Source organism: Kutzneria viridogrisea DSM 43870, from assembly GCF_000525635.1.
Taxonomy (GTDB): domain Bacteria; phylum Actinomycetota; class Actinomycetes; order Mycobacteriales; family Pseudonocardiaceae; genus Kutzneria; species Kutzneria viridogrisea.
In genome coordinates this window covers 828,459-853,741 of record NZ_CP007155.1, presented here as the reverse complement: position 1 = coordinate 853,741, position 25,283 = coordinate 828,459, and the positions used below count along the sequence as shown (strand labels likewise).

Sequence of the window (25,283 nt, the reverse complement as noted above, 5' to 3'; positions counted from 1 at the left end):
GACCACACTTTCGGCCAGCCCGGCCGTGGTGACTCATCACAAGATCATCGCCTGACCGCGTTAACCCAGGTCAGCGCAGATATTTCCAAGATCACTCTGAGTGCCCCCGATCGGACTCGAACCGACACTCTGACCCTTTTAAGGGGCCTGCCTCTGCCTGATTGGGCTACGGGGGCGAGGGGAGCCTAAAGCGTCACGCCCCGCACCGGGAGATGGTTGAGGCCAATCCGGTGTGGTGTTCGCCCACCCGGCCCAGCGAATGCGCCACCTATCGACCTAATCCGCCCCGGTCAGCGCGACTGGTGTCCACCGAGCAACTCCCCGAACCGGTCCGCGACCCACCGGTGCACGGCGTCGGAGACCTCCGTGGTCTCCGCGCGGTGCTCGAACCAACGCCAGTCGCAGTTGACGTTGACCTCGAGGAACACGTGGTCCCCGTCGACCACGAGCAGGTCGAACGCGGCGACCTGGAGCTTCCAGTGCCTGGCCAGCGCCAGCAGCCGGTCGGCTAGCGCGGGCGGCACCTCGGTGCGCCGCACGGTCACCGCGTCCGGATCCACCCACAGCTGCGCGGGGTCGAACTTGTCGACCTGGTAGCCGATCAACTGCTCGCCGACCACGAACACGCGCAGCTCGGTGTCGGCGTTGAGGTACTGCTGCACGATCACCGGTGCGGGCTCGGGCACGTCACCGGCCCGCGCGGTGTCCAGCGGGCGCGGGAACAGCCCGTGCTGCACCCCGGGGCGCGGCTCCAGCAGGTGCCGCCCGGTGGTCTTGACGATGCACGCGCCCCCGCCGGGACGACTGCGGCCGGGCTGGGTGCTCACCGCGGTGCGCGGCGTGCGCAGCCCGAAGGCGGTGGCGTCGCTGAGCTGGGTGAGCCGGTTGAGGTGGCCGGTGGTCCTGGTCGGGTTGACGTGCGCCCAGTCGGTGCGCTCGGTCAGCCAGCCGGAGACGGTGCGCCACTGGTCCAGCGCGTAGGACCCGGCGATGGTGCGCGGGTCCACCGGCATGGCGGACAGCTCGAAGTGCCTGCGCCACACCAGTAACGGCCGCAGCAGCCAGCGGTCCAACTCCAGCAGCGGGGTGTCGGTGTAGATCGTCAGCGCCAGGTCCAGGCAGCGGTCGGCGTCGATGCGGGCCATCCGGATGCCGCGCTCGGCCAGCGCGATGGACAGCTCGTTCATCTCCATGTCCGCCGAGCGGGCCAGCACCAGCACGCAGGGCGTGGGGTCCCCGCCCTCCTCGGCGACCATGCCGAGGCGGTGGATCTGCTCCTGGAAGTCGAAACAGCCCGCGGGTGCGCGGAAGACGTAGTCCTGGCCCTGTAACAGCAGCGGGGTGGGTCGGCCGGTGGGCACCGGGGCGGCCGGTGCCGGAATGGTCGGTGCGGTGGGTGGACCACCGACGACCGGCTGGAACGGGCCGTCCGACTGGGCCCGCCCAGCACCGATCATGCTCAGTCGTCCTTCTTGCTGCGCGAAATCCGCTCGGCCCTGGCGTACTCGACGGCGAAGTCAGCGAGCGCCTGGTCCTGGATCTCGCCGCTGCGGAGCTGGGCGGCCAGTTCCTGCATCGACATCGCGGTCACCTCTTTCCCAGTGGCGCATCACACGTTCAGGCGATCCACGAGGGGTAGTTTCCGGACCCGCCTAACGCAATGTCAAGGAGACAGATTCGGATCATAGCCCATTTGGAGGATCAAGAACGAAGCCCTCAGGGCCGATACACAGGAACCTCTCAGCCACGCGTGACCCTGTCGAACTCCGCCTTCGGGTTGTTGATCTGTCCCAGGGACACGACCTCGCGCTTGAACAGCCAGGCACCCAGCCAGTCGAAGGCCACCCGCACCTTGCGGTTGAAGGTGGGCATCCGGCTGACGTGGTACGCGCGGTGCATGCCCCAGGCCACGAAGCCCCTGGCCTTGACCCCGTAGACGTCCGCGACGCCCTTGTAGAGCCCCAGGCTGGCCACCGAACCGGCGTACTTGTGCGTGTAGACCCGCGGCTTGCCCCCGCGCAGCACGCGCACGATGTTCTTGGACAGCTGCTTGGCCTGGCGCACGGCGTGCTGCGCCGAGGGGCTGCACGTGGCCGCGGGGTCCTCGTCGGTCTTGGACAGGTCCGGCACCGCGGCGTTGTCCCCGGCAGCCCAGGCGTTGTCCACGCCCTGCACCTGCATGGCGGCGGTGCACAGCACCCGGCCGCGCTGGTCCAGCGGCAGGTCGGTGTTGGCCAGCACCGGGTTGGCCTTGACCCCGGCCGTCCAGATGATCGTCTCGGCGTCGAACTCGGTGCCGTCGTCCAGCACCACGTGCCCGTCCTCCATGGACTTGACCCGGGTGTCCAGGAAGCACTCGATGCCGCGCTCCTCGAGCTGCTTGACCGTGTACACGCCCAGGCTCGGCCGCACCTCGGGCATCACCCGGCCGGCGGCCTCGACCAGCACCCAGCGCATGTCCTTCTGGTCCAGCGTGTCGTAGTACCGCGTGGCGTAGCGGGCCATGTCCTCCAGCTCGGCCAGCGCCTCGATGCCCGCGTAGCCGCCGCCGATGACCACGAAGGTCAGCAGCCTGCGGCGCAGCTCCGGGTCGTCGGTGGTCGAGGCCAGGTCCAGCCGGGAGAGCACGTGGTTGCGCAGGTAGATGGCCTCGCCGATGGTCTTGAACGCGATGCCCCGCTCGGGCAGGCCGGGGATGGGCAGCGTGCGGGCCACCGAGCCCAGTGCGACCACGAGCGTGTCGTAGCCGACCTCCTCGATGTGGCCGTCCAGCGCCTCCACGGTGGCGGTCTTCGCCGCGTGGTCGATCTTGGTGACCCGGCCGGTCAGCACGTGGCAGCGCTTGAGCACGCGGCGCAGCGGCACCACGACGTGCCTGGGCTCGATGGAGCCGGCCGCCGCCTCGGGCAGGAAGGGCTGGTAGGTCATGTGCGGCTGCGGGTCGACCACCGTCACCGACGCCTCACGGGAACGCAGCTTCTTCTGCAGGCCGAGCGCGGTGTACATGCCCACGTAACCGCCGCCGACAATGAGAATCCTTTTGGGTAGGTTCCTCGATGGTTCCGACTTCACTGCCGCCATACGCTCATGGTCGCACCGAGGGCCAGTGGCCGCTGACCTCAAACGGCCCGATGTGACGCCAATCGCTCGTGATGACGATCACGGATAGTGGCGTGTTGCGGCAGGATGTCCGAGTTCGTTCGGACATCCGAATCGGTTCACCTCCCCGAATGGACCACTACGCGAGGGTAGTTCGCACACTCTGAGTGACATCCCCGGAACGTGACCCACACTGCTGCGTTCGGCGCAAACCGCGGGAAAGCCTGCCCAGGAGGGCACCGCGCCGATCGGTCATCTGTTAGGGCTTCAGGCATGCGCCGAACAGTTGCAGCCACCCTGCTGGCCTCGGCGGTGCTGGCCGCCACGGCCGCCGCCCCCGCCGCCGGAGCCGCGCCGAGCACGCTGACGCAGATCAACGCCACGCCGTACGCGCTGGCTGAGGGCGGCAGCTTCGCCAAGTACGCGCCCCGCGTCACCGCGCTGGACGCCAAGCTCGCCAACGCCAAGGTCGCCGACGTGCTCGCGGACGCCAACCGGACGGCCACCGCGGGCTGCCACGGGGCCGCCAGCTTCTGCTGGGACAGCGGGGACAACTCCACCGCCGACTGGTACCCGCAGGGCCTGTCGGGCAGCTGGGACGCGACCGGCGGCCAGCCCAAGATGGTCCTGACCAGTTGGTACAACAAGACCGGGGACAAGGGCGTGCGGCTGACCTTCGCCGACTACCACGACCCCGCGCACGTGAAGTACCGGCACGCGCTGCTGGTCGAGCCCACCGCGGCGGACAACTTCGGCCCGGTCAAGGTGCACGCCGGCGGCATCGCGCTGGTCGGCGACTACCTGTACGTGGTGGACACCGCACACGGCCTGCGGGTGTTCGACCTTCGGCACATCTGGCGCACCGCGGCCGACCCGGGCAAGAGCAAGATCGGCAAGCAGTCGGACGGCAAGTACTACGCCTACGACTACCGCTACGTGGTCGCACAGGTGGGCTCGTACCGGCAGGGCGGATCCGGGGACTGCGACCCGCCGCCCAGCTCGCTGACCGCCCCGCTGTGCTTCTCCTACATCGGGGTCGACCGCAGCATCAGCCCGCCCTCACTGCTGACCGGCGAGTACTACAACGGCAAGGCGGGCGCCCGGCTGGTCCGCTGGTCCCTGGCCGCCGACGGCAAGCTGGCCACCGGCAAGGCCGCGGCGGCCTACCAGAGCCCGCACCAGAACCTTCAGGGCGCGGTCTCGTACAAGGGCGAGTTCGCCTCCTCGCGCAGCCAGAGCGCCAGCAAGGACGGGGTGCTCTACGACGAGCGCGTCGGCGCCGCCGCCACGTCGAGCAGCCTGCCGCCCGGGCCGGAGGACCTGTCCTACGACCCGGCGGCCAAGCGGGTCTGGACGCTCACCGAGCACCCCGGCTCGCGCACGGTGCTCGGCGTCGCGCTCACGCTCGGCTGATCGCGCGGCGCAGCACCTCGCGGACCATCTCCTGCGTCAGCCGCCGGGTCTGCGTGTTGTGCGGGCTCGGGTGGAAGCACCCCAGCAGCACCAGGTCCGCGCCCTCGTCGGTGGCGGGCAGCACCACCTCGGCGCCGTGCCCGAACCGTGGGCGCGGCCTGGGCGCCTGCCAGCCCGCCTCCGCCAGCACCGGCAACAGCGCCTGCCAGCCGAACGCACCCAGCACCACGACCGCCCGCAGGGTCGGCCGCAGCAGCTCGAACTCGCGCGCCAGCCAGTGACGGCAGTTGTCCCGCTCCTGCGGGGTCGGCTTGTTCTCCGGTGGGGCGCAGCGCACCGGGGCCGCCATCCTGGTGCGGTACAGCTCCAGGCCGTCACCGAGGTGCGTTGCCTCGGCCTGCGAGGCGAGCCCGACCGCGTGCAGCGCCTCGAACAGGAAGTCACCGGAGCGGTCCCCGGTGAACATGCGCCCGGTGCGGTTGGACCCGTGCGCTGCGGGCGCCAGTCCGACGATCGCGATCGAGGCGTCGTCGGGGCCGAAGCCGGGCACCGGCCGGGCCCAGTACTGCTCGTCCCGGTAGGCGGGCCGCTTCTCCCTGGCGGCCTGCTCCCGCCACGCCACCAACCGGGGACAGGCACGGCACCGCGTGATCGAATCACCGAGTTCGACTAGGTCCTGGTTCATTAGGGTTCAACCATGGCAGACACCACCGAGGACAGCGAGACCCCGAACCCCGTCGACGAGTTGGTGGCGACCAGCCACAGCATCACCGCGGACGGCCGGGAGCTGTCCTACACGGCGACGACCGGGCGCGTGGTGCTGCGCCAGGAGGTCGTCAGCGAGGGCAAGTTCGACGGCAACCAGGCCAAGGCCGAGGTGTTCCTCACCGCGTACACCCTGGACGGGACCCAGGCCGCCGACCGGCCGGTGACCTTCGCCTTCAACGGCGGCCCCGGCTCGGCCAGCGTGTGGCTGCACCTGGGCCTGCTCGGGCCGCGCCGGGTGGTCAGCGGGGACGCCGGTGCGCCCGCCGCCCCGCCGTACGCGCTGGTCGACAACGCCGAGACCCTGCTGGCGCACAGCGACCTGGTGTTCATCGACCCGGTGTCCACCGGGTACTCCCGCTCGGTCAAGGGCGGCAAGTCCGACGAGTACCACGGGTTCAAGGCCGACATCGAGTCCGTGGCCGAGGTGATCCGCCTGTGGACCTCGCGCAACGGCCGCTGGATCTCCCCGAAGTTCCTCGCCGGCGAGTCCTATGGCACCACCCGGGCCGCCGGGGTGGCCGCGCACCTTCAACAGAAGTACGGCATGTACTTCAACGGACTGATGCTCATCTCCACCGCACTGGACTTCACCACTCTCGACTTCTCCACCGGCAACGACCTGCCCTACGTGCTGTTCGTGCCCACCTACGCCGCCATCGCGCACTACCACGGCCTGCACGGGGACCGCCCGCTCGCCGAGGTCGTGGCCGAGGCCAACGAGTTCGTCGAGCGCGACTACCCCTGGGCGCTGGCCCGCGGCAGCCGCCTCACCGAGCAGGAACGCCAGTCCGTTGTGGACCGGCTCGCCCGGATCACCGGCCTGTCGCCGGACTACGTGGACCGGGTGGACCTGCGCATCGAGCACCTGAGGTTCTTCACCGAACTGTTGCGCGGCAAGCGGTTGACCGTTGGGCGCCTCGACGGCCGGTTCACCGGCTGGGACAGCGACTACGGCCGTGAGTGGATGAGCGAGGACCCGTCGATGACCGCCATCATCGGCCCCTACGCCACCACCCTGAACCACTACCTGCGCGCCGAACTCGACTACCTCAGCGACCTGCCCTACGAGGTGCTCTCCGACAAGGTGCACCCCTGGTCGTACAAGGAGTTCGAGAACTCGCACGTCACCGTCACCGACAAGCTCGCCGCCGCCATGCGCGCCAACCCGCACCTCAAGGTGCACTTCGCGCTCGGCTACCACGACGGCGCCACGCCCTTCGCCGCCACCGAGCACGTCCTGGCCCACCTGGCGATCCCGCGCGAGCTGCACGCCAACATCGACATCGCCTACTACGAGGCCGGGCACATGATGTACGTGCACGAGCCCAGCCGCGTCCAGCAGTCCGCCGACCTCGCCGCCTTCCTGCGTTCGGCCTGCACGAGCTGACTCCGCTGCGCCCCGAAGGTGCCCTTTGCGACGTTCAACGTCACGAAGGGCACCTTCGGGACATCGGGTGCGGGGCGGTGAGCCCTCAGCCACCGTCATGAAGGTGCCGTTGCAGACACCCAACGTCGTGAAGGGCACTTTCATGACGGGACCAGTGGGCGTGTGTGCACGGGTGGCCGGGGACGGGACGCGGCCGCCGCGTAGGCGGCACGCAGTTCGTCGAGGACTCCGCGCGGATCATCGCGCAACCGCGAGGGCAGGGTCTGCACCACGAGCACCCCGGCCGCGGCGTACCTGGTGTTGCGCGCCAGCGTGCGGGCGTAGCCCTCAGGTCCGAGGTGGAACTCAACAGAGTCGATCTCCCACGCCAAGGCCACCTCCTCGAACCAGGCGTCCGGGATCGCAACGAGATCACCAGCACTGTCGAACACCGGCGTGTTCCACTGCGCGGGTGGGAGTTTCGACCTGCGCCACAACGCGAGTGCCTGGGACTCGGCGACAGATCTGGCACCCCCGAGCACCTCACCGAGGACCTGCCGGGGCAAGGCCGATCCTCGTTGGCTACCGGCATCCAGTTCGGTGATCAGCTCGACAGGTCCGCACCGGCCGCGTTGTACGACTTCTGCGAGCAGGGCTCGGATCGGGTCGGTGGCCCGCATCCGCCGCGCGGCATCTAGTGCGGCCCTGCCCAACGGGGCCAACGGTACCCCGTCACGGATCTCCGGGCGCGGCTGGTTGCTCGTTCTCTCCACGTGCACGAAACCGGTGCTCTGCACACGTCTTTCCTTGCGCACCAACAGGTGTAGCTCATCCTCGTCGGGAAGGTTGCGCATGCCGTGGCGGCGAGCGGCCGCCACGCCGGTGAGCATCGCGCCGTCACCGCAGTGCAGCAGCGCGGCCTCGACCCGTTGGGCGGTGGTCGGCGGGCTCGCGGCGAGCAACACGATGCCTGGCAACAGCCAGCGCCATGGGCCGCCCGACAGACAGCGCCGATACGAAGTTCGTTGTGGCACACCCAGTCTGTCCAGTGCAGCGACCTGGATGACTCCTTTGCGGCTCGCCCGCCACAACCGGTCGACGTCGAGCGCCCAGTTCCCTCGCCTCATGCCGACATCCTGCGCCGGACCTCTGACAACTCCGCCGCCCCCAAGACATGAAGGTGCCGTTTGAGACGTTCAACGTCTCAAACGGCACCTTCACGGCACTACTACTGGCGGGCGCTAGACCACTGCGACGTGGGGGTGTTCCTCGGCGAAGTGGCAGGCGCTGAGGTGGCCGAGCCGCTCGGTCAGCGGGGGCTCCTCGGTGGCGCAGATGTCCTGGGCCTTCCAGCACCGGGTGCGGAACCGGCAGCCCGAAGGCGGGTTGACCGGGCTGGGCACGTCACCGGTGAGCCGGATGACCTCCCGCCGGCCCCGCAGCTCGGGGTCGGGCACCGGCACCGCGGACAGCAGGGCCTGCGTGTACGGGTGCGTGGGGTGCTCGTAGATCTGCTCGTCGGTGCCCAGCTCGACGACCTTGCCGAGGTACATGACGGCGACCCGGTCGGACAGGTGCCGCACCACGGACAGGTCGTGCGCGATGAACACGTAGGACAGGTCGAACTCGGTCTGCAGCTCGTCGAGCAGGTTCATCACCTGTGCCTGCACCGAGACGTCCAGCGCGGACACCGGCTCGTCACAGATGATCACCTTGGGCCGCAGGGCGAGTGCCCGCGCGATGCCGATGCGCTGGCGCTGGCCGCCGGAGAACTGGTGCGGGTAGCGGTTGATGTGCTCGGGGTTGAGCCCGACCACCTCCAGCAGCTCCTGCACCTTGCGCTGCCGGTCACCCTTGGGCGCGACCTCGGTGTGGATCTCGAAGGGCTCGCCGACCAGGTCGCCGACCGTCATCCTCGGGTTGAGCGAGGTGTACGGGTCCTGCAGCACGATCTGGATGTCCCGGCGCAGCCTGCGCAGCTCCTGGCCCTTGAGCCCGAAGATGTCGCGGCCCTCGAACTTCACGGTGCCCGAGGTGGCCTTCTCCAGGCGCATCAGCACCTGGGCCAGGGTGGACTTGCCGCAGCCGGACTCGCCGACCACGCCGAGGGTCTCGCCCTTGCGCAGGTCGAAGGACACCCCGTCCACGGCCTTGACGTGCCCGATGGTGCGCTTGAACAGCACGCCGACCTGCACCGGGAAGTGCTTCACGAGGTCGCGGACCTCGAGGATGGTCTCAGACACGCTGCATCAGCTCCCCGGTGAAGTGGCAGGCGCTGGAACGGCCATCGCTCAGTACCACCGACGCGGGCACCTCGGTACGGCAGATGTCCTGCGCCATCCGGCACCGCGGGTTGAACGGGCACCCCGGCGGGATGTTGGTCAGGCTCGGCGGCAGCCCCTTGATCGTGTTGAGCTGCTGGCCCTTGAGGTCCAGTCGCGGCAGCGACTCCAGCAGCGCGATCGTGTAGGGGTGGCCGGGCTTGGCGTAGATGGAGCGGGCGTCCCCGGACTCCACGATCCGGCCCGCGTACATCACCGCGATCCGGTCGGCGACCTCGGCGACCACGCCGAGGTCGTGGGTGATCAGCACCATGCCCATGTTGCGCTCGCGCTGGATCTCCGAGAGCAGGTCCATGATCTGGGCCTGCACGGTGACGTCCAGCGCCGTGGTGGGCTCGTCGGCGATGAGCACCTCGGGGTCCAGCGCCAGCGACATCGCGATCATCGCGCGCTGCCGCATGCCGCCGGAGAACTGGTGCGGGTACTCCCCGAACCGGCCCTTGGCGTTGGGGATCTTGACCTGTTCCAGCAGCTCGATCGCTGCCTTCTTGGCCTCGGCCTTGCTCATGCCGCGCCGGCCGCGCAGCTGCTCGGCGATCTGGAAGCCCACGGTGAACACGGGGTTCAGCGCGGACAGCGCGTCCTGGAAGATCATCGCGATGCCCTCGCCGCGCACCTTGCGGCGGCGCTCGGGGGTCGCGGTGAGCAGCTCCTCACCCTTGAACTTCACCGAACCGCCGGTGACGAACGCGGGCGGGGTGTCCAGGATGCCCATGATGGTCTGCGCGGTGACACTCTTGCCGGAGCCTGATTCTCCCAGCACGGCAACGGTTTCCCCGGCGTTAACGTGGTAGCTCACGCCGTTGAGGACCTTGGCCACACCGTCGCGGGTGCGGAACTCGACCTGCAGGCCGAGCACCTGGAGCAAGGGCTCGCCATCTGCCGCCGTCACTTCCTCGGGCGGCACGAACTCCCCGGAGGAGCCGTCGTACACGGTCTCTGCCACGGACTTTTCCTCCTATCGGGACTTGGGGTCGAGGGCGTCGCGCACGGCGTCGCCCAGCATCACGAAGGCCAGCACGGTGATGCTGACGAAGGCGGCCGGGAACAGCACCATGTGCGGGGCCACGGTGAAGTAGTCCCGCGCGTCGCTGATCATCACGCCCCAGGACACGACCGGGGCGTGCAGGCCGATGCCCAGGTAGGCCAGGGTGGCCTCGGCGCCGATGTTGGCGCCCAGCGCGATGGTCGCGTACACCATGACCGGGGCGACGGTGTTGGGCATCAGGTGCCGGAAGATGATCCGCAACGGGCCCGCGCCCAGTCCCCGCGCCGCCTTGACGTAGTCCTGCTGCTTGGCGACCAGCGTGGCGGCGCGCATGATGCGCATGGCCACCGGCCAGGACAGCACCGCGATGGACAGCACCACCTGGGTGATGATCCGCACCTCGCCGGGGTTGCTGCCGGGGGCGTTGAAGGTCATCAGGATGACGATGGCGCCGAGCACGAAGGGCAGTCCGGCGAAGATGTCGGCGAACCGGGACAGCAGGCTGTCCGCCCAGCGGCCGTAGTAGCCGGAGACGATGCCGACCAGCGCGCCGATGATCACTGTGCCGATGGTGGACAGCACGCCGACCAGCAGCGAGGCCCGCGTGCCGTAGATGACGCGCGAGAACATGTCCGAGCCCTGCACGTCGTAGCCGAACCACGCCTGGCCGGACGGGCCCTGCCTGGCGTGGTTGATGTCGGCCGCGTTCGGGTCGACGTGGCTGAACAGCCCTGGGAACAGCGCGATGAGCAGGATCAGCACGATGATCACCAGGGAGATCACGAACGCGGGCTTGCGGCGCAGTTCACGCCAGGCGTCGCTGCCCAGGCTGCGCGGCTTGTCCTGCTTGCGGGAGTCGTCCAGCCTGGTCTCGGCGCCCTGGTCCAGGGCCGGACCGCTGCTCGCCGCGGTGGGGTCACTCATAGCGGATCCTCGGGTCGAGTACGGCGTAGAGCAGGTCAACGACCAGGCTCATCAACAGGTAGACCAGCACGAGCAGGGTCACCACGCCGGTGACGACCACGCCCTGCTGCTGCTGGATGTTGATGAACACCAGGCCACCGATGCCGTGGATGTTGAACACGCCCTCGGTGACGATCGCACCGCCCATCAGGGCACCGAGGTCGGTGCCGAGGAAGGTGACCACCGGGATCACTGAGTTGCGCAGCAGGTGCACGCCGACTACGCGCTTGCCGGGCAGGCCCTTGGCGATCGCGGTGCGCACGAAGTCCGCGCCCCGGTTCTCCGCGATCGAGGTCCTGGTCAGCCGGGCCACATAGGCCATCGACAGGCTGCCGAGCACGAAGCCGGGCAGGATCAGGTCGAAGAACGACGGGTTGCCAGGCACCGAGACGGTGAAGATCAGCTTGAGGATGTAACCAGTGACGAACACCGGCAGCGAGATCAGGACCAACGTGGAGATGAGGACCAGGTTGTCCAGGAAGCCGTTCTTGCGCAGGCCGGTCAGCACACCGGCGGTGAGGCCGATGATCGCCTCGATGATCAGCGCGACGACCGCGAGCCGGATGGTGATCGGGTAGGCGTTGGCGATCAGCGTGCTGACGTCGATCCCGCTGAAGGTCTGCCCGAAGTTGCCGGTGAACAGCTTGCCCAGGTACTTGATGTACTGGACGAGCAGGTTGTCGTCGAGGTTGAAGTCCGCGCGCATCTTGGCCACGTACTCCGGCGGGCACGGCCGCTGGCCGCACTTGCCCGCGAACGGATCGACCGGGATGGCCCAGACCAGCGCGTAGATGATGAACGTGGTACCGAAGAAAACAGGTATCAGTTGCAGCAGGCGTCGCAGAACGTAGCGACCCATACGTCCGCTCCTTGTGGTGGGAGCTGGTCAGCAGGAAGCCCGTGGGCCGCCGTCCCACTTGGGGATCCGGCGGCCCACGGGAATGTCCTGGACCGGCTTAGCTGGCGAGTCGGAAGGACGACAGGTCGGGCTGGCGCTTCCAGCTCAGCTTGGCCGCGCTGAGCTTGCTGGAGTAGCCGCCGGTGCCCTTCTCGCTCCACAGCGGGATGCTCGGCAGGTCCTTGGCGATCAGGGCCTCGGCCTGCTGGTACAGCTTGATCGCGCCGTCCTTGTCCGCGGTGGAGTCGGCCTGCTCCAGCAGCTTGTCGACCGCCGGGTTGCTGTAGGTCGAGTCGTTGGAGGAGGCGCCGGTCTTGTACAGCGGGTTGAGGAAGTTCTCGATCGACGGGTAGTCGGCCGACCAGTCGGAGCGGACCATGCCGGTGGCCTGGTGCGAGGTGATCATCGAGCGGAACTGGCCAAGGCTGGTCTGCGGCACGAAGTCGCAGGAGACACCGAGCACCTTGGTGATGGAGTTGCAGACCGCGGTCAGCGCCTCCTTGTGGCCACCGTCGGAGTTGGAGGCGATGGTCAGCTTGCCGCTGAAGCCGGACTTGGCGAACGCGGCCTTGGCGGCCTCGGGGTCGTACTTGCAGAACTCGCAGGAGTTCGGCACGTTGCCGTCGAGGCTGGAGGCGAAGTAGCTGTTCGCCGTGGTGTAGGCGTTGTTCAGGACCTGCTTGATGATGCCGTCGCGGTCGATCGACAGCGAGATGGCCTTGCGCAGGTCCGGGTTGTTGTAGCCCGGCACGTAGTACGGCACGGCGATCGTGTCGATGTCGATCAGCGTGGTGTTCAGCGCGCGGCCCTGCAGGTCCGCCTTGTACTTGTCACCGACCAGCGCGGCGGGCGGCATCAGGTCCAGGAAGTCCAGCTGACCGCCCTGCAGGTCGCTGTAGGCGGTGTTCAGGTCGGAGTAGGTCTTGATATCGAGGTCCTTGAAGTGGACCGCGTCCTGCCCCTGGTAGCCGTCGAAGCGGGTGAGCTTGATGTCCTGGTTGGGCGTGTAGGACACGAACTTCATCGGGCCGTTGCCGATGGGGTTCTGCTCGAACTTCTTGGGGTCCTTGAAGAACACGTCGGGCAGCGGGTCGAAGCCCTCGTAGCCGACCTTGACCGGGAACACCGAGAACGGTGCCTTGAGGGTCACCTGGAACTCGTAGTCGCCGACGACCTTGAGCCCGGACATGGTCTGGGCGGTGGGCTTGGCGTCCTTGCTGTCCGGGTGGACCTCGTCGAAGCCCTGGATCTGCGAGAAGAAGTCCGCGTTGATCTGGGCGTTGGTGGCCAGCGCCGCGTAGTTCCAGGCGTCGACGAAGTTGTGCGACTTGACCTCGGTCCCGTCGTGGAACTTCCAGCCCTTCTTGATCTTGATGTCGTACACCTTGGCGTCCGAGCTGGTGATCGACTCGGCCATCAGGTTGTACGGCTTGGCGTTGTCCGGGTCGAAGCCGACGAGGCCCGCGTAGAGCTCGTCGATGACCCGGATGCCGCCCTGCTCGTTGGTGTTACCCGGAGTCAGCGGGTGCTGCGGTTCGGTGCCGTAGATCGACACCGCCCCGTCGCTGTTGTCCGCCCCGGCGGTGCTGCCGCCGCCACCACAGCCGGTCGCCAGCAGCGCGACGGCCGCGGGCACGGCGACAAACGCCGCCATCTTCCGCTTGCCCATCAAGACCCTCCCAGAGATCCCCACGCCGGGCGCCGACCGGTCAGGACGGGCGCCGACGATGGCAGCACCACCACTCCGTGGTGCTGCTAACCCAGCGAACGTAGTCAGCACTGCAGCCCCCGTCACAGAGGGGTAGATCACAAAGCAATCACAATGCGTGTGCATCGGCCACTCGAATGGCAGAAAGTAGCCAACCGGGTGCTGGCGGTGGCCTGAGCACCACTCACCGACAGAGCACGCTCACGCTGCGCACACCGGCTCAGCGCGCGAGGGACAGCGCGATGCCGTCCAGAATGTCGTGTTCACTCACCAACAACTCTGTGATCGCGGCCCGTTCGGACAGTCGCTCCGCCAGCGCGCGCAGCACTACCGCGCCGCCACCGATCACGTCAACCCGGCCCGGGTGGATGGTCGGGATGGCCGCCCGCTCCTCCCGCCCGATCGTCAGCAACCGCTTGGCCAGCGACCGGATCTGATCGGTGCTCAGCCGGGACAGGTGCACCGTTTCCGAGTCGTACTCAGGAAGGTCCTGTGCGATCGCGGACAGGGTGGTCACCGTGCCCGCCACCCCGATCCAGGTCCGCGCCTGCTGCACCGGTACGGCCTCAAAAGCCTTGTCCAGCACGGAGTTCGCGAACTCCTCCGCGGCCCCGACCTGTTCGGCGCTCGGCGGGTCCTCGGGCAGGCAGCGCTCGGTGATCCGCACGCAGCCCACGTCCACCGACTTGGCGGCCCGCACCTGGGCGGTCCCGCCGTCCCAGGTGCCCAGCACCAGCTCGGTGGACCCACCGCCGATGTCCACCACCAGGAACGGGCCGTCCGCCGGGTCGCAGTCGCCGACCGCCCCGGTGAACGACAGCCGCGCCTCCTCGTCCCCGGAGATGACCTCGGCCGCCACGCCCAGCACCTCGCGGGTCATCGCGAAGAACTCGTCCCGGTTGGCCGCGTCCCTGGTGGCCGAGGTGGCCACCATGCGGACCCGCTCGGCACCCTTGCGGCGCAGCAACGCGGTGTAGTCGGCGAGCGCGGCGCGGGTGCGGGCCAGCGCCTCGGGGGCGAGCACACCGGTCGCGTCAACCCCCTGACCAAGGCGGACGATGCGCATTTCCCGGTGCACGTCCCTGAGCCAGCTGGTGCCGTCCTCACGCAGGGTGACGTCGGCGATGAGCAAGCGGATCGAGTTGGTCCCGCAGTCGATGGCGGCTACACGCGGCATGGCCCCACGCTAGTCGCCGGACCGGCCAACGGCGCTCACGACATGAAGGTGCCCTTCGCGACGCTCAACGTCCCAAAGGGCACCTTCATGGCACGGCTGGACGGCGCCAAGACGCAGCGAAGGTGGCTTTCGCCGCGTTGGACGCGGCGAAAGCCACCTTCGCGTCACGTCAGTGGCAGCCGCCGCCGGAGGACTTGGTGGTGGTCGTCGTGGTGGTGGGGGCCGTGGTGGTCGTGGTCGAGGTCGGCGACGAGGTGGTGGTCGACGCGGGGGTCGTGGTCGTCGTCGGCGTGGTCGTGGTGGTGACCGTCGTGGTGGTCGTGGTGCACGGGGGCGTCGTCGTGGTGGTGACCGTGGTGGTCGACGTGGGTGTCGTCGTGGTGGTCACGGTCGTGGTCGACGTGGGCGTGCTGGTCACCGTCGTGGTGGTGGGAGGCGTCGTGCCCGGCGTCTGCGGCTGGGCGGGGTGCACCGGGTCTGCCGGCGGGCCCTGCACGGGCTGCTGCTTGGACAGCGGCAGCACCGGCTCGACACCGGAGACGTTGGGGACCTCGCTGGCCCCGGAGGCGTACGCGTCAGCCCAGGCCAGCACGGTCTGCACGTAGCTGTCGGAGTGGTTGTAGTTGAACACCGCGGCGGCGCGCTGCTGGCGGTTGCGCATGTCCCCACCGCTGGCGCACAGGTAGTTGCCCGCGGCCAGCGCGGCGTCGTAGATGTTGTTCGGGTCGGCCTGCCCGTAGCCCTTGGCGTTGGAGATCGCCGCGTAGCTGAGCCAGGTGGACGGGATGAACTGCATCGGGCCCACCGCGCGGTCCCACACCGGGTCGCCGTCCCACTTGCCGCCGTCGGTGTCGGCGATCGCCGCGAAGCCGGAGCCGCCGCTGAGCACCGGGCCCAGGATGGGCCGCAGGGTGTTGCCCTGCGCGTCCACGGCACCCCCGCTGGCGTGCCCCGACTCGACGTGCCCGATACCGGCCAGCAGGGACCAGTCCATGTGGCAGTTGGGCGTGGTGCGGGCGAGGATCTGCTCGGCCTTGCGGTAGGCGGCCATCGCGGCGGAGGGGATGCCCATCGGCCCGTTGGGCAGCGAGCTGGCCTGACCCGAGTCGTTCGGGTCCAGCACCTCGGGCCCCAGCTGGGCGGATTCGGGCAATCTGCCGGTGGCGCCCAGCGGGCTGCTCGGCACCTCGGCCGCGTTGACCGGACCGCTCAACGGCGCCTGGTTGGCCGTGTTGAGCCAGGACGCGGTCGCGTCCCCGGCCAGCACAACCGGCGCCAGCAGTGCTGTCACGGCCATCGCCGCGCGCAACCGTCGATCGGGTGCGACACGCGCTGGCTTCGGCTTCCCGGCTCGGACGCTGTGCACACCCACGACGGCCCCACACTCCTCGTCTCGACCACTCACACCCGAAGTGATCGTTGCTGACGACCTGTTATGTCACAGTCAGCCTGCCCCATACCCACGAAGGTGTCACTTGCTCGGGTGAGATTTGCCTGGATGACAACATCCCGTAGGCCATTTGGGGGTCCCGTGTTCATCACCCGAGCCACAACTTCCGCAGGGTGGCTCAGGTGACGGACAGGTTTCAGCCCTGTGCCGCGCAGTCGCCGGAAGGCCAGGAACCGGACAAAGCGGCCAGCGCCTCGTCGCCGAACGGGTTCACCCCAGGGCCCGCGGCCAGCGCGTGCGCGATGTGCACGTGCAGGCACTTGACCCGGCCCGGCATGCCGCCCGCGCTCACCTCGTGCCCGAGCGGGTCGATGGCGTCCCGCTCGGCCAGGTAGGTCTGGTGCGCGCGCAGGTAGGCCGCGGCGAGCTCCTCGTCCTCGGCCAGGCGGGCGGTCATCTCCTTCATCAGTCCGGCGGCCTCCAGCGTGCTGGCCAGGGAGGTCAGCCGGGGGCAGGTCAGGTAGTACAGCGTGGGGAACGGCGTGCCGTCCTCCAGCCGAGGGCTGGTCTGCACCACCGCGGGGTGCCCGCTGGGGCAGCGCGCCGCGACCGCCCGCAGTGCCCTGGGCCTGCGCCCGAGCTGGGCGGCGATGGTGTCGAAGTCTGCTTCGGAGACCGGCTCGTAGGCCCGTGCCGTCACGAGCCGCTCCCGGTGATCGAGTCCCACAACTGTGCGTACCAAGGTTTCGTCGAGGTCTGTTGTTGCGGCGAGGTCTGCTGGTCGGACTGCTGACCGTCGCCGGGGAGCTGCACGGTGTACGGGGTCTCCCCCGGCATCACCATGCGCAGCCTGCGCCGCGCCTCGGCCTCCACCTGCGCCGGGTCGGCCAGCTGCGACTTGCGCTGCTCCAACTGCTGTTCCAGGGCCTTGAGCTGGGTCTGCTTGTCCAGCTCGCTCTGCACCTGGGCGTGCTGGGTGAGGTAGGTCCGCAGCGGCAGCGCCACGGTCAGCGCCAGCGCGCACACCACCATCGCCAGCACCGCGGCCCGCCGGGTCGCCGACAGCCGGAAGGCGCCGCCGGTGCCCGCTCCCGAGCCGGACCGCGCCCGCCCGCCCGCCGGACGGCGCACGGGCGGCTGCGGCTGCTCCTGCTTGGCGCGCTGCTCGCGCCGGGGCCGACGAGCACGGTCGGCCCGGCGCGCCGCGGGATCGGAGTCCCCGCGGCGCCGGGTCTCCCGACCGTGCTCGCGTTCGGCCACGGGTCAGCTCCGCGGGCTGAACCGGGGGAAGGCCAGCTCACCCGCGTAGCGGGCGGCGTCACCGAGGGTCTCCTCGATGCGCAGCAGCTGGTTGTACTTGGCGGTGCGCTCGCCGCGGGCCGGGGCACCGGTCTTGATCTGGCCGACGCCGGTGGCCACGGCCAGGTCGGCGATGGTGGTGTCCTCGGTCTCGCCGGAGCGGTGGCTCATCATCGACTTGTAGCCGTAGGAGGTGGCCAGGGCGACCGCGTCCAGGGTCTCCGACAGGGTGCCGATCTGGTTGACCTTCACCAGCAGCGCGTTGGCGGCGCGGCGGGAGATGCCCTCCTCCAGGCGCTCCGGGTTGGTGACGAACAGGTCGTCGCCGACCAGCTGCACCTTCTCGCCCAGCTCGGCGGTCAGCTGCACCCAGCCGTCCCAGTCGTCCTCGGACAGGCCGTCCTCGATGGAGACCAGCGGGTAGGCGTTGACCAGCTCGGTGTAGTACGCGGTGAGCTGCTCGGCGCTGCGCTTGGTCTTCTCGAAGGTGTAGGCACCGTCGGAGTAGAACTCGGTGGCGGCCACGTCCAGCGCGAGCGCGATGTCGGTGCCGACCTTGTAGCCCGCCTTCTCGATGGCGGCCAGGATCAGGTCCAGCGCCTCGCGGTTGCTGGACAGGTTCGGCGCGAACCCGCCCTCGTCGCCGAGCCCGGTGGCCAGGCCCTTGCCCTTGAGCACCGACTTGAGCGAGTGGTAGACCTCCGCGCCCCAGCGCAGGGCCTCGCGGAAGGACTCCGCGCCGATCGGCGCGATCATGAACTCCTGGATGTCCACGTCCGTGTCGGCGTGCGAGCCGCCGTTGAGGATGTTCAGCATCGGCACCGGCAGGATGTGCGCGTTCGGGCCGCCGACGTAGCGGAACAGCTCCAGGCCGCTGGACTCGGCTGCGGCCTTGGCCACCGCGAGCGAGACGCCGAGGATGGCGTTGGCGCCGAGCCGGCTCTTGTCCGGGGTGCCGTCCAGGTCGACCAGCTTCTGGTCCACCACCCGCTGCTCCACGGCCTCGATGCCGACCAGCTCGGGACCGATCTCGTCGAGCACGGCGGTGACGGCCTTCTCCACGCCCTTGCCGTTGTAGCGGCTGGTGTCGCCGTCGCGTAGTTCCACGGCCTCGTGCTCGCCCGTGGAGGCACCGGAGGGCACCGCGGCCCTGGCCAGCGTGCCGTCGTCCAGCGCCACCTCTACCTCGACGGTCGGGTTGCCCCGCGAGTCCAGAATCTCGCGCGCGCCGACCTGCTCGATGACCGCCACTAGAACTCCTATTCAGCCCAAAAAACTTGCGCAGCCGACTCCACCGCCGACCAGCCTAGCCGGGCGGCCCTGTCCCCCGGTGGCGGCACGCTACCGGGCCAAGGGAAACGCTGGGTGATCGTCCTGAATCGTGGGAGACGCGTCCTGGCGTCCGACCGGGTGCGGCAGCAGGCTGGGGACATGACCAAACAGCTCGGGATCCTGCTGTTCGACGGGGTGGAGGACCTCGACGCCACCGGCCCCTGGGAGGTGCTGGCCTACTGGACCAGGACCTGGCCGCAGGACGGTTACGCCGTGTCCACCTTCTCGGCCACGGGCCAGCCGGTGACCTGCGCCAAGGGCCTGCGGATCCTGCCCGACCACTCCTACGCCGACTCGCCGCCGTGGGACGTGCTGCTGCACCCCGGCGGCCGGGGCACCCGCCCGATGCTCACCGACCAGGCGCACCTGGACTGGGTCCGCGAGCAGCGGGCCGCCGTGCCGCTGATGACCAGCGTGTGCACCGGCTCGCTGGTGTTCGCGGCGGCCGGACTGCTCAAGGGCCGCCCGGCGACCACGCACTGGGCCTCGCTGGACCGGCTGGCCGAGTTGGACCCGAGCATCGAGGTGCGCGCCGAGGACCGGTTCACCGACGACGGGGACGTGATCACCTCGGCGGGCGTGTCCGCGGGCATCGACATGGCCCTGCACCTGGTGGTGCGGCTGGCCGGAGCGGACCGCGCCCGGGAGGTGCGCCGCAGCATCCAGTACGACCCCCTGCCGCCGATCTGACGGGGTTGGCCGCCTTCGGGACCTGAGCTGTCCCGAAGGCCGCCAACGCGACTAGTCGGCCAGACCGGTGAGCACCTCGGGCAGCGGCCCGGTGTGCAGCACGCCGAGTCGTTGGGTGGCACGGGTCAACGCCACGTACAGGTCGTTGAGCCCGCGCGGTGACTCGTCCAGCACGCCCTGCGGGTCGACCAGCAGCACGGCGTCGAACTCCAGGCCCTTGGACTGCCCCACGGTCAGCACGACCACCGGGCTCTCCAGGTCCTCCTCGCCACGAGAGAGCCGGTCGACCAGCGCGCGCGGCGCCAGCACCGCGAGCCGGCCTTCACCGATCTCGGCCAGCTCCCGCTCGATCGCCGCCGAGACCGCGGCCTCCAGTTCCCCGTCGGCCACCTGGCGGTGCCACGGGCTGGTTCCCGCGTCGCGCACCGACTTCGGCGGCACCGCCGACGGGTCCAGGTTGGCCAGCACCTCGGTCGCCACCGCCATGATCTCGCTGGGCGTGCGGTAGTTGACCGTCAGCTCGGCGAGCTTCCACCGGTTCATCACGTAGGGCCCGAGCACCTCCTGCCAGGACGTGGTGCCCGCCAGGTCCCCGGTCTGCGCGATGTCCCCGACCACCGTCATCGACCGGCTCGGGCAGCGCCGCATGAGCACCCGCCAGGCCATCGGCGAGAGCTCCTGCGCCTCGTCCACGATGACGTGGCCGAAGGTCCAGGTCCGGTCGTCGGCCGCGCGCTCGGCGGCGGTCATGTACTCGCCGGAGGCCACCCGCGCGACGAGCGCGTCGGCGTCCAGCATGTCCACCGCCATCAGCACGTCCGGGTCCGCCTCGTCCTGCAGGTCCAGGATGTCCAGCACGCCCTGGGCGTAGGCCAGGTCCCTGCGGCGCTTGGCCGCGGCCGCCGCCTTGGCCGCCCGGTCGTCCTCGCCGAGCAGTTCGGCGGCCTCGTCCAGCAGCGGTGCGTCCGCGGGGGTCCACTCCGCGCCCGGCTCGCGCAGCAGCAGGTCACGGTCCTGTTTGGACAGTGCGCGCGAGGTGGCGCCCAGCCGCTTGGCGGAGCCGAACAGGTCGGTGAGCAGCTGCTCGGGGGTCAGCACGGGCCAGAGCTTGTCGATGGCCGCGATGACGTTCGGGTCCTCGCGCAGCTCGCGGCGGATGTCGGCCACGTCGTCGGCGTCCAGGAACTGCGCGCCCAGCTTGCGCGCCACCTGCTTGCCCAGCGCGCCGATGATCTCCCGTTCGAACACGGGGCGGGCCTGGTTGTGCGGTCGCCGGGAACGCCGCGCCCTGCCGCGCGCGTCCGCGCAGGTCTGCCGGTCCAGGTGCAGTTCGTGCTGTTCGTGCACCAGGTCCAGGCCCTCGCGCGGCACCCACTGCCGGTCGCGCACCGCCGCCGCCAGCGCGTCGGCCATCGCCAGCCTGCCCTTGACCGCGGCGACCTCGGCGGGCTCGGTGCCCACGGCCTTGAGCCCCGGGTACAGCTCGCCGACGGTGGACAGCAGCACCCCGGTCTCGCCCAGCGAGGGCAGCACCTGGCCGATGTAGTTGAGGAAGGTGGCGTTCGGCCCGACCACCAGCACACCGCGCTTCTCCAGCTGCCTGCGGTGCGTGTAGAGCAGGTACGCGGCGCGGTGCAGCGCCACGGCGGTCTTGCCGGTGCCCGGCCCGCCCTGCACCACCAGCACCCCGTTGAGCTCGGCGCGGATGATCTTGTCCTGCTCGGCCTGGATGGTGGCCACGATGTCGGCCATGCGCCCGGTCCGGCTGGCGCTGACCGCCGCCAGCAGGGTGGCCTCGCCGACCAGGCCCTCACTGCGTCCGGGCGCCGCGCTGGCCAGGTCCAGCACCTCGTCGTCCAGCGCGACCACGTCCCGCCGCCGGGTGCGCACGTGCCTGCGCCGCAGCACCCCGTCGGGGTTGGCGGCGGTGGCCAGGTAGAACGGCCGGGCGGCGGGCGCCCGCCAGTCCATCAGCAGCGGCTCGTAGTCGCCCTCGGTGTCGAAGATGCCCAGCCGGCCGATGTGCTGGTGCTGGCCGTCGGTGAAGTCCAGCCGCCCGAAGCACAGGCCGTTCTCCACCGCGCTGTACTGGGCGAGGTGCCCGGTGTGCATGGCTGTGGCGGTGTCCCGCTCGGACCTGGCCTGAGGCGTGCCGCCGGTCTCCAGCAGCACGGCGGCCAGTCGGCGCGAGGTCTGCTCGCGCAGGCCGTCCAGGCGGCCGTAGAGCATGGTCACGTACTCCTGCTCACGCGCTATTTCCTGGTTGTCCGCATTACCCGCAGGGCTTGACAACTCGCCTCACACACCCTTAATATTGCCACCAGACACCTTTTCGGTGTCTTTATTTTTGTGCGCTCCGACCGGGCAATCTAGCAAACCCGGGCTTCCGCGCGCCACTATTGGGCCTGTCGGAACAAGCCGATCTTGCGTAGCGTTGGCCTGACCATGAGTGACGGCACCTTCGAGGCGTTTCGGCGGGCCGAGGCGCTGATCGCCGGCGGACGTCCGCTGGACGCCCTGCGCGAGCTGGGCCCCGTGCTCGATGCCGAGCCGGACCTGCCCAGCGTCCTGCAACTGGCCGGTCGCGCCTACCTGAACTCAGCCCAGTTCCACCGCGCCGAGCAGGCCCTGCGCCGCCTGCTGGAACTGGACCCCAGCGACCACTACGCCCTGTTCGCGCTGGGCAAGACCCTGCAACGCACCGGCCGCCACGCCGAGGCCCAGACCCAGTTGCGGCTGGCCGTGGCGATGAACCCCCGCCCGGAGTACCAGGAGGCCCTCGGCGAGGTCAGCGCCCGGCTCGCCCTGCGCGACGGCACCACGGGCTGAAGATCGTCCCCACCTACTACTGACCGTCCCCCGCCACTCCCTGGGGGGGCGTCCCCGGCACCAGTCTACCGCCCACCCCCGACAGTTGATCTTGCTCAAGATCCAGGTGTGCACAACTCGGCGGCTGTGGACAAGTGGCTCAAGCCCTGGTCAGGCTCACCTTGCCGTAGGCATCAGCACTGCTGAACACCGAACGCGCGTAGTCCACCGAGTTGTTGTAGACCAGCACGGCCTTCCACCAGGTCTTGGGCACCGAAAGATCACCGCTGCGGCACAGGTAGCGCCCCGCGGTGCGGCTCGCGTCGTCGATGTTCTGCGGGTCGGGGGCCTTGCCGTCCCCGCTGGCCCGCACACCGAGCATGCGCCAGGTCTCCGGGGTGAACTGCATCGGTCCCACCGCGTGGTCCCACTTGGTGTCCCCGTCCAGCTCACCCTTGTCGGTGTCGGGCACGGCCAGGAATCCCTGCGTGCCGTCCAGCGCGGGCCCGATGATCGGCTTGGACTCCTCGCCGCTCTCGGTGACGGTGGACCCGCCGTAACGGCCGTGCTTGGACTCGATGCGGCCCACCGCGGCCAGCGTGGACCAGGTCAGGTGGCAGGACGGGTTGCTCGCGCGGATCGCCAGCGTGGCCTTGGCGTAGGCGACGAGCACGCGCTCGGGCAGGTCGGTGACGTAGGCCATGCGCCGCACCCAGCCCTGGAAGGTCTCCGCGGGCGGCGCACCGGGCTTGTCCGGATCGGGGATGTCCGAGGCCGGTCCCGGGATCGCGGCGTTGGCTTCCACAGCCAGTTCCGGCACGAAGAACGGCGGCGGCCCCGCGGGCTTGGTCGGACCGTTGTTCCTGCTGCCCAGCAGGGAGATCGCGAAGATCGCGCCAGCGCCCAGCGCCACCACGAGGCCGACCAGGAACAGGCGGCCGATCCACTCGCCGACCCCGGCCTTGCGGCGACGTCTGCCGCGCGGCGGATCGGCGTCGAGACCGGGTACGGGCGAACCCTGCCGGGGCAGGGTGTCGGTGAGCCTGTTCGACGGCTCCGTCGACTGGCCACGACTGCTGCGGGGCGAGCGCGACCAGGGTGGCGGGGACGAATCAGGCATGCGACCCAGGCTACGTGCTCGCGGGCCAGTACCGCCGCCAGTCGTCCGCGCTGAGCCTGGTCTGGTCCAGTCCGGCCTGCTTGGCGGCCTGTTCGGCGGCTCGCACCTCGCGTTCGAACCGCTTGGCCACCGCGCGCAGCTCGCCCTCCGGGTCCTCACCGGCCAACCGGGCCAGCGCGGCCACCAGGAACAGCGTCACCCCGGCGCCCTCGCCGTCGGGCAGCAGGTCCACCGGGAACCCAGCCTTGCTCGTCCGGCTCGCGAGCTTGCCCGCCAGCGAGACCGCGGGCTGCCCGAGCGCCACACCGTCCACACTGGACTCACGCCGCTTCTCGGCCTGCTTGAGCTCGTCCCAGCGCCGGTCGTGGTGGTCGTCCTCGGCCACCTCGTCGCCGAACACGTGCGGGTGCCTGCCGACCAGCTTGTCCACCAGGTCCTGAGCCACCCCGTCGATGTCGAACGGGGCCGGGTCCTCGGCGGCCACCCTGGCGTGGAACAGCACCTGCAGCAGCACGTCGCCCAGTTCCTCGCGCAGCGCCTGCCGGTCACCCTGCTCGATCGCGTCCAGCAGCTCGTAGGTCTCCTCGACCAGGTACTGGCGCAGTGAGTCGTGAGTCTGCTTGGCGTCCCACGGGCAGCCGCCGGGTGAGCGCAGCCGGTCCATGACCGACACGGCGTCCAGCAGCGCGGCGCCCGCGGGCGGCTCGGTGCCGATCACCACGGCCCCCGCCGCGTGCAGTGCGGCGGCGGTCGGCTCGGCCAGGCTGGCGCTGATCAACGCCACCGGTCCCGGTGCGGCGAGCACCTGCTCGGTGGCGCCGACCGGCTCGGCGCCGAGCGCGAGCCGCACCTGCTCGGGCAGGTCGCTGCCCGCGTACACCGCGGACGCGCCGCGCAGTGCGGGCAGCGCGGCCGCGGGCAGCACGGCCCCCAGGCGGAGGTCAAGCAGGACAACGAGGTTGTGCTGATCGGTCACTGGTTCGGGTTCTGCGTCTTCGCCGTCAGGGTCACGCCGACCGCCTCGCCGGTGCTCGGGGCCAGGCTCAGCGCCAGCGGGTCCCACACCCCGTAGCGCGGGTTGACCTTGAGGCCGCGCTGCACGGCGGTGACCGCGGCGGCGCCCTTGCCGATCGCCGGGATCAGCTGCGGGTCGACCGAGTCCATGTCGACCGGGCTGGCCGAGGTGTCGCGCTTCTTGACGTAGCCGACCAGCCAGGAGGCACCGCTGTTGTCGAACTGGTAGGCGACCACCGAGCCCTGCGGCACCACGAACAGCGAGGCGAGCTGGGACGCGGTGTCCAGTTGCAGGGTCTTGTTCACCAGGTTGGTCTTCGAGTTGGCACCCAGCGACTTGATGATCTCGTCGGCGCGTTGCGGGTTGTCCGCGATCTCCTTGGCCTTGGCCACGGCGACCGACTTGTCGGACACCACCGCGGTGTCCACGGTGATCGACAGGCGCGGGGCGAGCTTGCCACCAATGGCGCTGAAGACCTGGTTGTCCCACACGCTCTGCCGCAGCAGCCCGCGCTCCGGGGCCACGCTGCCGTCCTGGGCCCCGCTGGACTGCGCGGCCAGGGACTGCTCGGTGATCCGGTCCACCAGCTGCTGGTCCACGTGGATGCCCTGCTCGGTGGCGAGCTGGGTGGCCAGCTCGTGGAAGATCGCGTACGAGACGATCGTCCTGGCCACCTGGTCGAACTTGCCCTGCTGCTGGAGCTGGCGGGCCTGGGGCACATTGGCCAGCTCAGCGGAGATCTGCTGCTGCACCTGGTCGATGCCGACCACGTGGTCGCCGATGATCGCGGCGGCACCGAGCTGACTGGGTCCGGCGCCACAGCCCGCCAACAGCGCGCCGACGGCGGCGCAGGCGACGAGCATGATCCCCGGACGGCGAATGGCAAGCGTCACAGTGCGTACCCTCT

23 protein-coding genes and 1 tRNA gene are annotated in these 25,283 nt (G+C 69.8%); 4 read left to right on the top strand and 20 right to left on the bottom strand.

Annotation, left to right across the window (positions count from 1 at the left end):
- Positions 1–101: 101 nt before the first annotated feature.
- The 4 genes from KALB_RS04095 to KALB_RS04085 all read right to left on the bottom strand — a co-directional run bounded on the left by KALB_RS04095 (position 102) and on the right by KALB_RS04085 (position 3,081).
- Positions 102–176 (bottom strand) — tRNA-Leu (locus tag KALB_RS04095).
- 114 nt (positions 177–290) lie between these two features.
- Complete coding sequence (locus KALB_RS04090; RefSeq protein WP_025354453.1) at positions 291–1,457, bottom strand: ATP-grasp domain-containing protein; 1,167 nt, start codon at positions 1,455–1,457, stop codon at positions 291–293.
- A gap of 2 nt (positions 1,458–1,459) precedes the next feature.
- Complete coding sequence (locus KALB_RS49750; RefSeq protein ID WP_268872236.1) at positions 1,460–1,582, bottom strand: hypothetical protein; 123 nt, start codon at positions 1,580–1,582, stop codon at positions 1,460–1,462.
- 158 nt (positions 1,583–1,740) lie between these two features.
- Positions 1,741–3,081: an NAD(P)/FAD-dependent oxidoreductase gene (locus KALB_RS04085; protein ID WP_025354452.1), complete on the bottom strand. Its 1,341-nt coding sequence runs from the start codon at positions 3,079–3,081 to the stop codon at positions 1,741–1,743.
- Positions 3,082–3,372: 291 nt separating this feature from the next.
- Between KALB_RS04085 and KALB_RS04080 the strand changes: the two genes are divergently transcribed.
- Positions 3,373–4,512 (top strand): hypothetical protein, encoded by a 1,140-nt coding sequence (locus tag KALB_RS04080; RefSeq protein ID WP_025354451.1) that lies wholly within the window; start codon positions 3,373–3,375, stop codon positions 4,510–4,512.
- On the opposite strand, the gene KALB_RS04075 is transcribed toward KALB_RS04080, so the two are convergent.
- The gene (locus tag KALB_RS04075) at positions 4,499–5,197 is read right to left on the bottom strand and encodes a uracil-DNA glycosylase (protein ID WP_025354450.1); all 699 of its coding nucleotides are present in this window, start codon (positions 5,195–5,197) and stop codon (positions 4,499–4,501) included. The genes KALB_RS04080 and KALB_RS04075 overlap by 14 nt on opposite strands.
- Positions 5,198–5,209: 12 nt before the next feature.
- On the opposite strand from KALB_RS04075, the gene KALB_RS04070 reads away from it, so the two are divergent.
- Positions 5,210–6,667 carry a S10 family peptidase gene (locus tag KALB_RS04070; protein WP_025354449.1) on the top strand — a complete coding sequence of 486 codons (1,458 nt, stop codon included), beginning with the start codon at positions 5,210–5,212 and terminating at the stop codon, positions 6,665–6,667.
- A 140-nt stretch (positions 6,668–6,807) separates the two neighbouring features.
- On the opposite strand, the gene KALB_RS04065 is transcribed toward KALB_RS04070, so the two are convergent.
- From KALB_RS04065 to eno, 11 genes are all read right to left on the bottom strand, one after another.
- Positions 6,808–7,773, bottom strand: coding sequence for a hypothetical protein (locus KALB_RS04065; protein ID WP_042220210.1), 966 nt, complete (start codon positions 7,771–7,773; stop codon positions 6,808–6,810).
- Between the two features lie 114 nt (positions 7,774–7,887).
- Positions 7,888–8,889, bottom strand: a complete 1,002-nt coding sequence (locus KALB_RS04060) for an ABC transporter ATP-binding protein (protein ID WP_025354447.1) — start codon at positions 8,887–8,889, stop codon at positions 7,888–7,890.
- Positions 8,882–9,880 (bottom strand): ABC transporter ATP-binding protein, encoded by a 999-nt coding sequence (locus KALB_RS04055; RefSeq protein WP_030110992.1) that lies wholly within the window; start codon positions 9,878–9,880, stop codon positions 8,882–8,884. Before KALB_RS04055 ends, KALB_RS04060 begins: the two co-directional genes overlap by 8 nt.
- Positions 9,881–9,946: 66 nt before the next feature.
- On the bottom strand, positions 9,947–10,900 hold the full coding sequence (locus tag KALB_RS04050) for an ABC transporter permease (RefSeq protein WP_025354445.1): 954 nt from the start codon (positions 10,898–10,900) through the stop codon (positions 9,947–9,949).
- On the bottom strand, positions 10,893–11,798 hold the full coding sequence (locus tag KALB_RS04045; protein WP_025354444.1) for an ABC transporter permease: 906 nt from the start codon (positions 11,796–11,798) through the stop codon (positions 10,893–10,895). Before KALB_RS04045 ends, KALB_RS04050 begins: the two co-directional genes overlap by 8 nt.
- A gap of 97 nt (positions 11,799–11,895) precedes the next feature.
- Positions 11,896–13,506 carry a peptide ABC transporter substrate-binding protein gene (locus tag KALB_RS04040; RefSeq protein ID WP_148309342.1) on the bottom strand — a complete coding sequence of 537 codons (1,611 nt, stop codon included), beginning with the start codon at positions 13,504–13,506 and terminating at the stop codon, positions 11,896–11,898.
- A gap of 259 nt (positions 13,507–13,765) precedes the next feature.
- A complete protein-coding gene (locus KALB_RS04035) occupies positions 13,766–14,722 on the bottom strand; it encodes a Ppx/GppA phosphatase family protein (RefSeq protein WP_025354442.1) in 957 nt (318 codons plus the stop codon).
- A gap of 169 nt (positions 14,723–14,891) precedes the next feature.
- Positions 14,892–16,019 (bottom strand): lytic transglycosylase domain-containing protein, encoded by a 1,128-nt coding sequence (locus tag KALB_RS48415; protein ID WP_025354441.1) that lies wholly within the window; start codon positions 16,017–16,019, stop codon positions 14,892–14,894.
- Positions 16,020–16,308: 289 nt separating this feature from the next.
- Positions 16,309–16,812, bottom strand: a complete 504-nt coding sequence (locus KALB_RS04025; protein ID WP_030110989.1) for a DUF501 domain-containing protein — start codon at positions 16,810–16,812, stop codon at positions 16,309–16,311.
- Complete coding sequence (locus tag KALB_RS49040) at positions 16,809–17,372, bottom strand: FtsB family cell division protein (protein ID WP_025354439.1); 564 nt, start codon at positions 17,370–17,372, stop codon at positions 16,809–16,811. The genes KALB_RS04025 and KALB_RS49040 overlap by 4 nt, the downstream gene beginning before the upstream one ends.
- 3 nt (positions 17,373–17,375) lie before the next feature.
- Positions 17,376–18,662 carry a phosphopyruvate hydratase gene (eno, locus tag KALB_RS04015; protein ID WP_025354438.1) on the bottom strand — a complete coding sequence of 429 codons (1,287 nt, stop codon included), beginning with the start codon at positions 18,660–18,662 and terminating at the stop codon, positions 17,376–17,378.
- A 180-nt stretch (positions 18,663–18,842) separates the two neighbouring features.
- Here eno and KALB_RS04010 point away from each other — a divergent pair, with 180 nt between their 5' ends.
- The gene (locus tag KALB_RS04010; protein WP_025354437.1) at positions 18,843–19,433 is read left to right on the top strand and encodes a DJ-1/PfpI family protein; all 591 of its coding nucleotides are present in this window, start codon (positions 18,843–18,845) and stop codon (positions 19,431–19,433) included.
- A 51-nt stretch (positions 19,434–19,484) separates the two neighbouring features.
- On the opposite strand, the gene KALB_RS04005 is transcribed toward KALB_RS04010, so the two are convergent.
- Positions 19,485–21,662, bottom strand: coding sequence for a HelD family protein (locus KALB_RS04005; protein WP_148309897.1), 2,178 nt, complete (start codon positions 21,660–21,662; stop codon positions 19,485–19,487).
- Positions 21,663–21,878: 216 nt separating this feature from the next.
- Here KALB_RS04005 and KALB_RS04000 point away from each other — a divergent pair, with 216 nt between their 5' ends.
- Positions 21,879–22,262 carry a tetratricopeptide repeat protein gene (locus tag KALB_RS04000; protein ID WP_025354435.1) on the top strand — a complete coding sequence of 128 codons (384 nt, stop codon included), beginning with the start codon at positions 21,879–21,881 and terminating at the stop codon, positions 22,260–22,262.
- Positions 22,263–22,401: 139 nt separating this feature from the next.
- Here KALB_RS04000 and KALB_RS03995 read toward each other — a convergent pair whose 3' ends face one another.
- The 3 genes from KALB_RS03995 to KALB_RS03985 are packed head-to-tail and all read right to left on the bottom strand — an operon-like array spanning position 22,402 to position 25,269.
- Complete coding sequence (locus KALB_RS03995) at positions 22,402–23,361, bottom strand: lytic transglycosylase domain-containing protein (protein WP_025354434.1); 960 nt, start codon at positions 23,359–23,361, stop codon at positions 22,402–22,404.
- A 10-nt stretch (positions 23,362–23,371) separates the two neighbouring features.
- On the bottom strand, positions 23,372–24,337 hold the full coding sequence (locus KALB_RS03990; RefSeq protein ID WP_025354433.1) for a nucleoside triphosphate pyrophosphohydrolase: 966 nt from the start codon (positions 24,335–24,337) through the stop codon (positions 23,372–23,374).
- Entirely contained in the window at positions 24,334–25,269 is a 936-nt protein-coding gene (locus KALB_RS03985) for a hypothetical protein (protein WP_148309341.1), read from the bottom strand. Before KALB_RS03985 ends, KALB_RS03990 begins: the two co-directional genes overlap by 4 nt.
- Positions 25,270–25,283 lie beyond the last annotated feature (14 nt).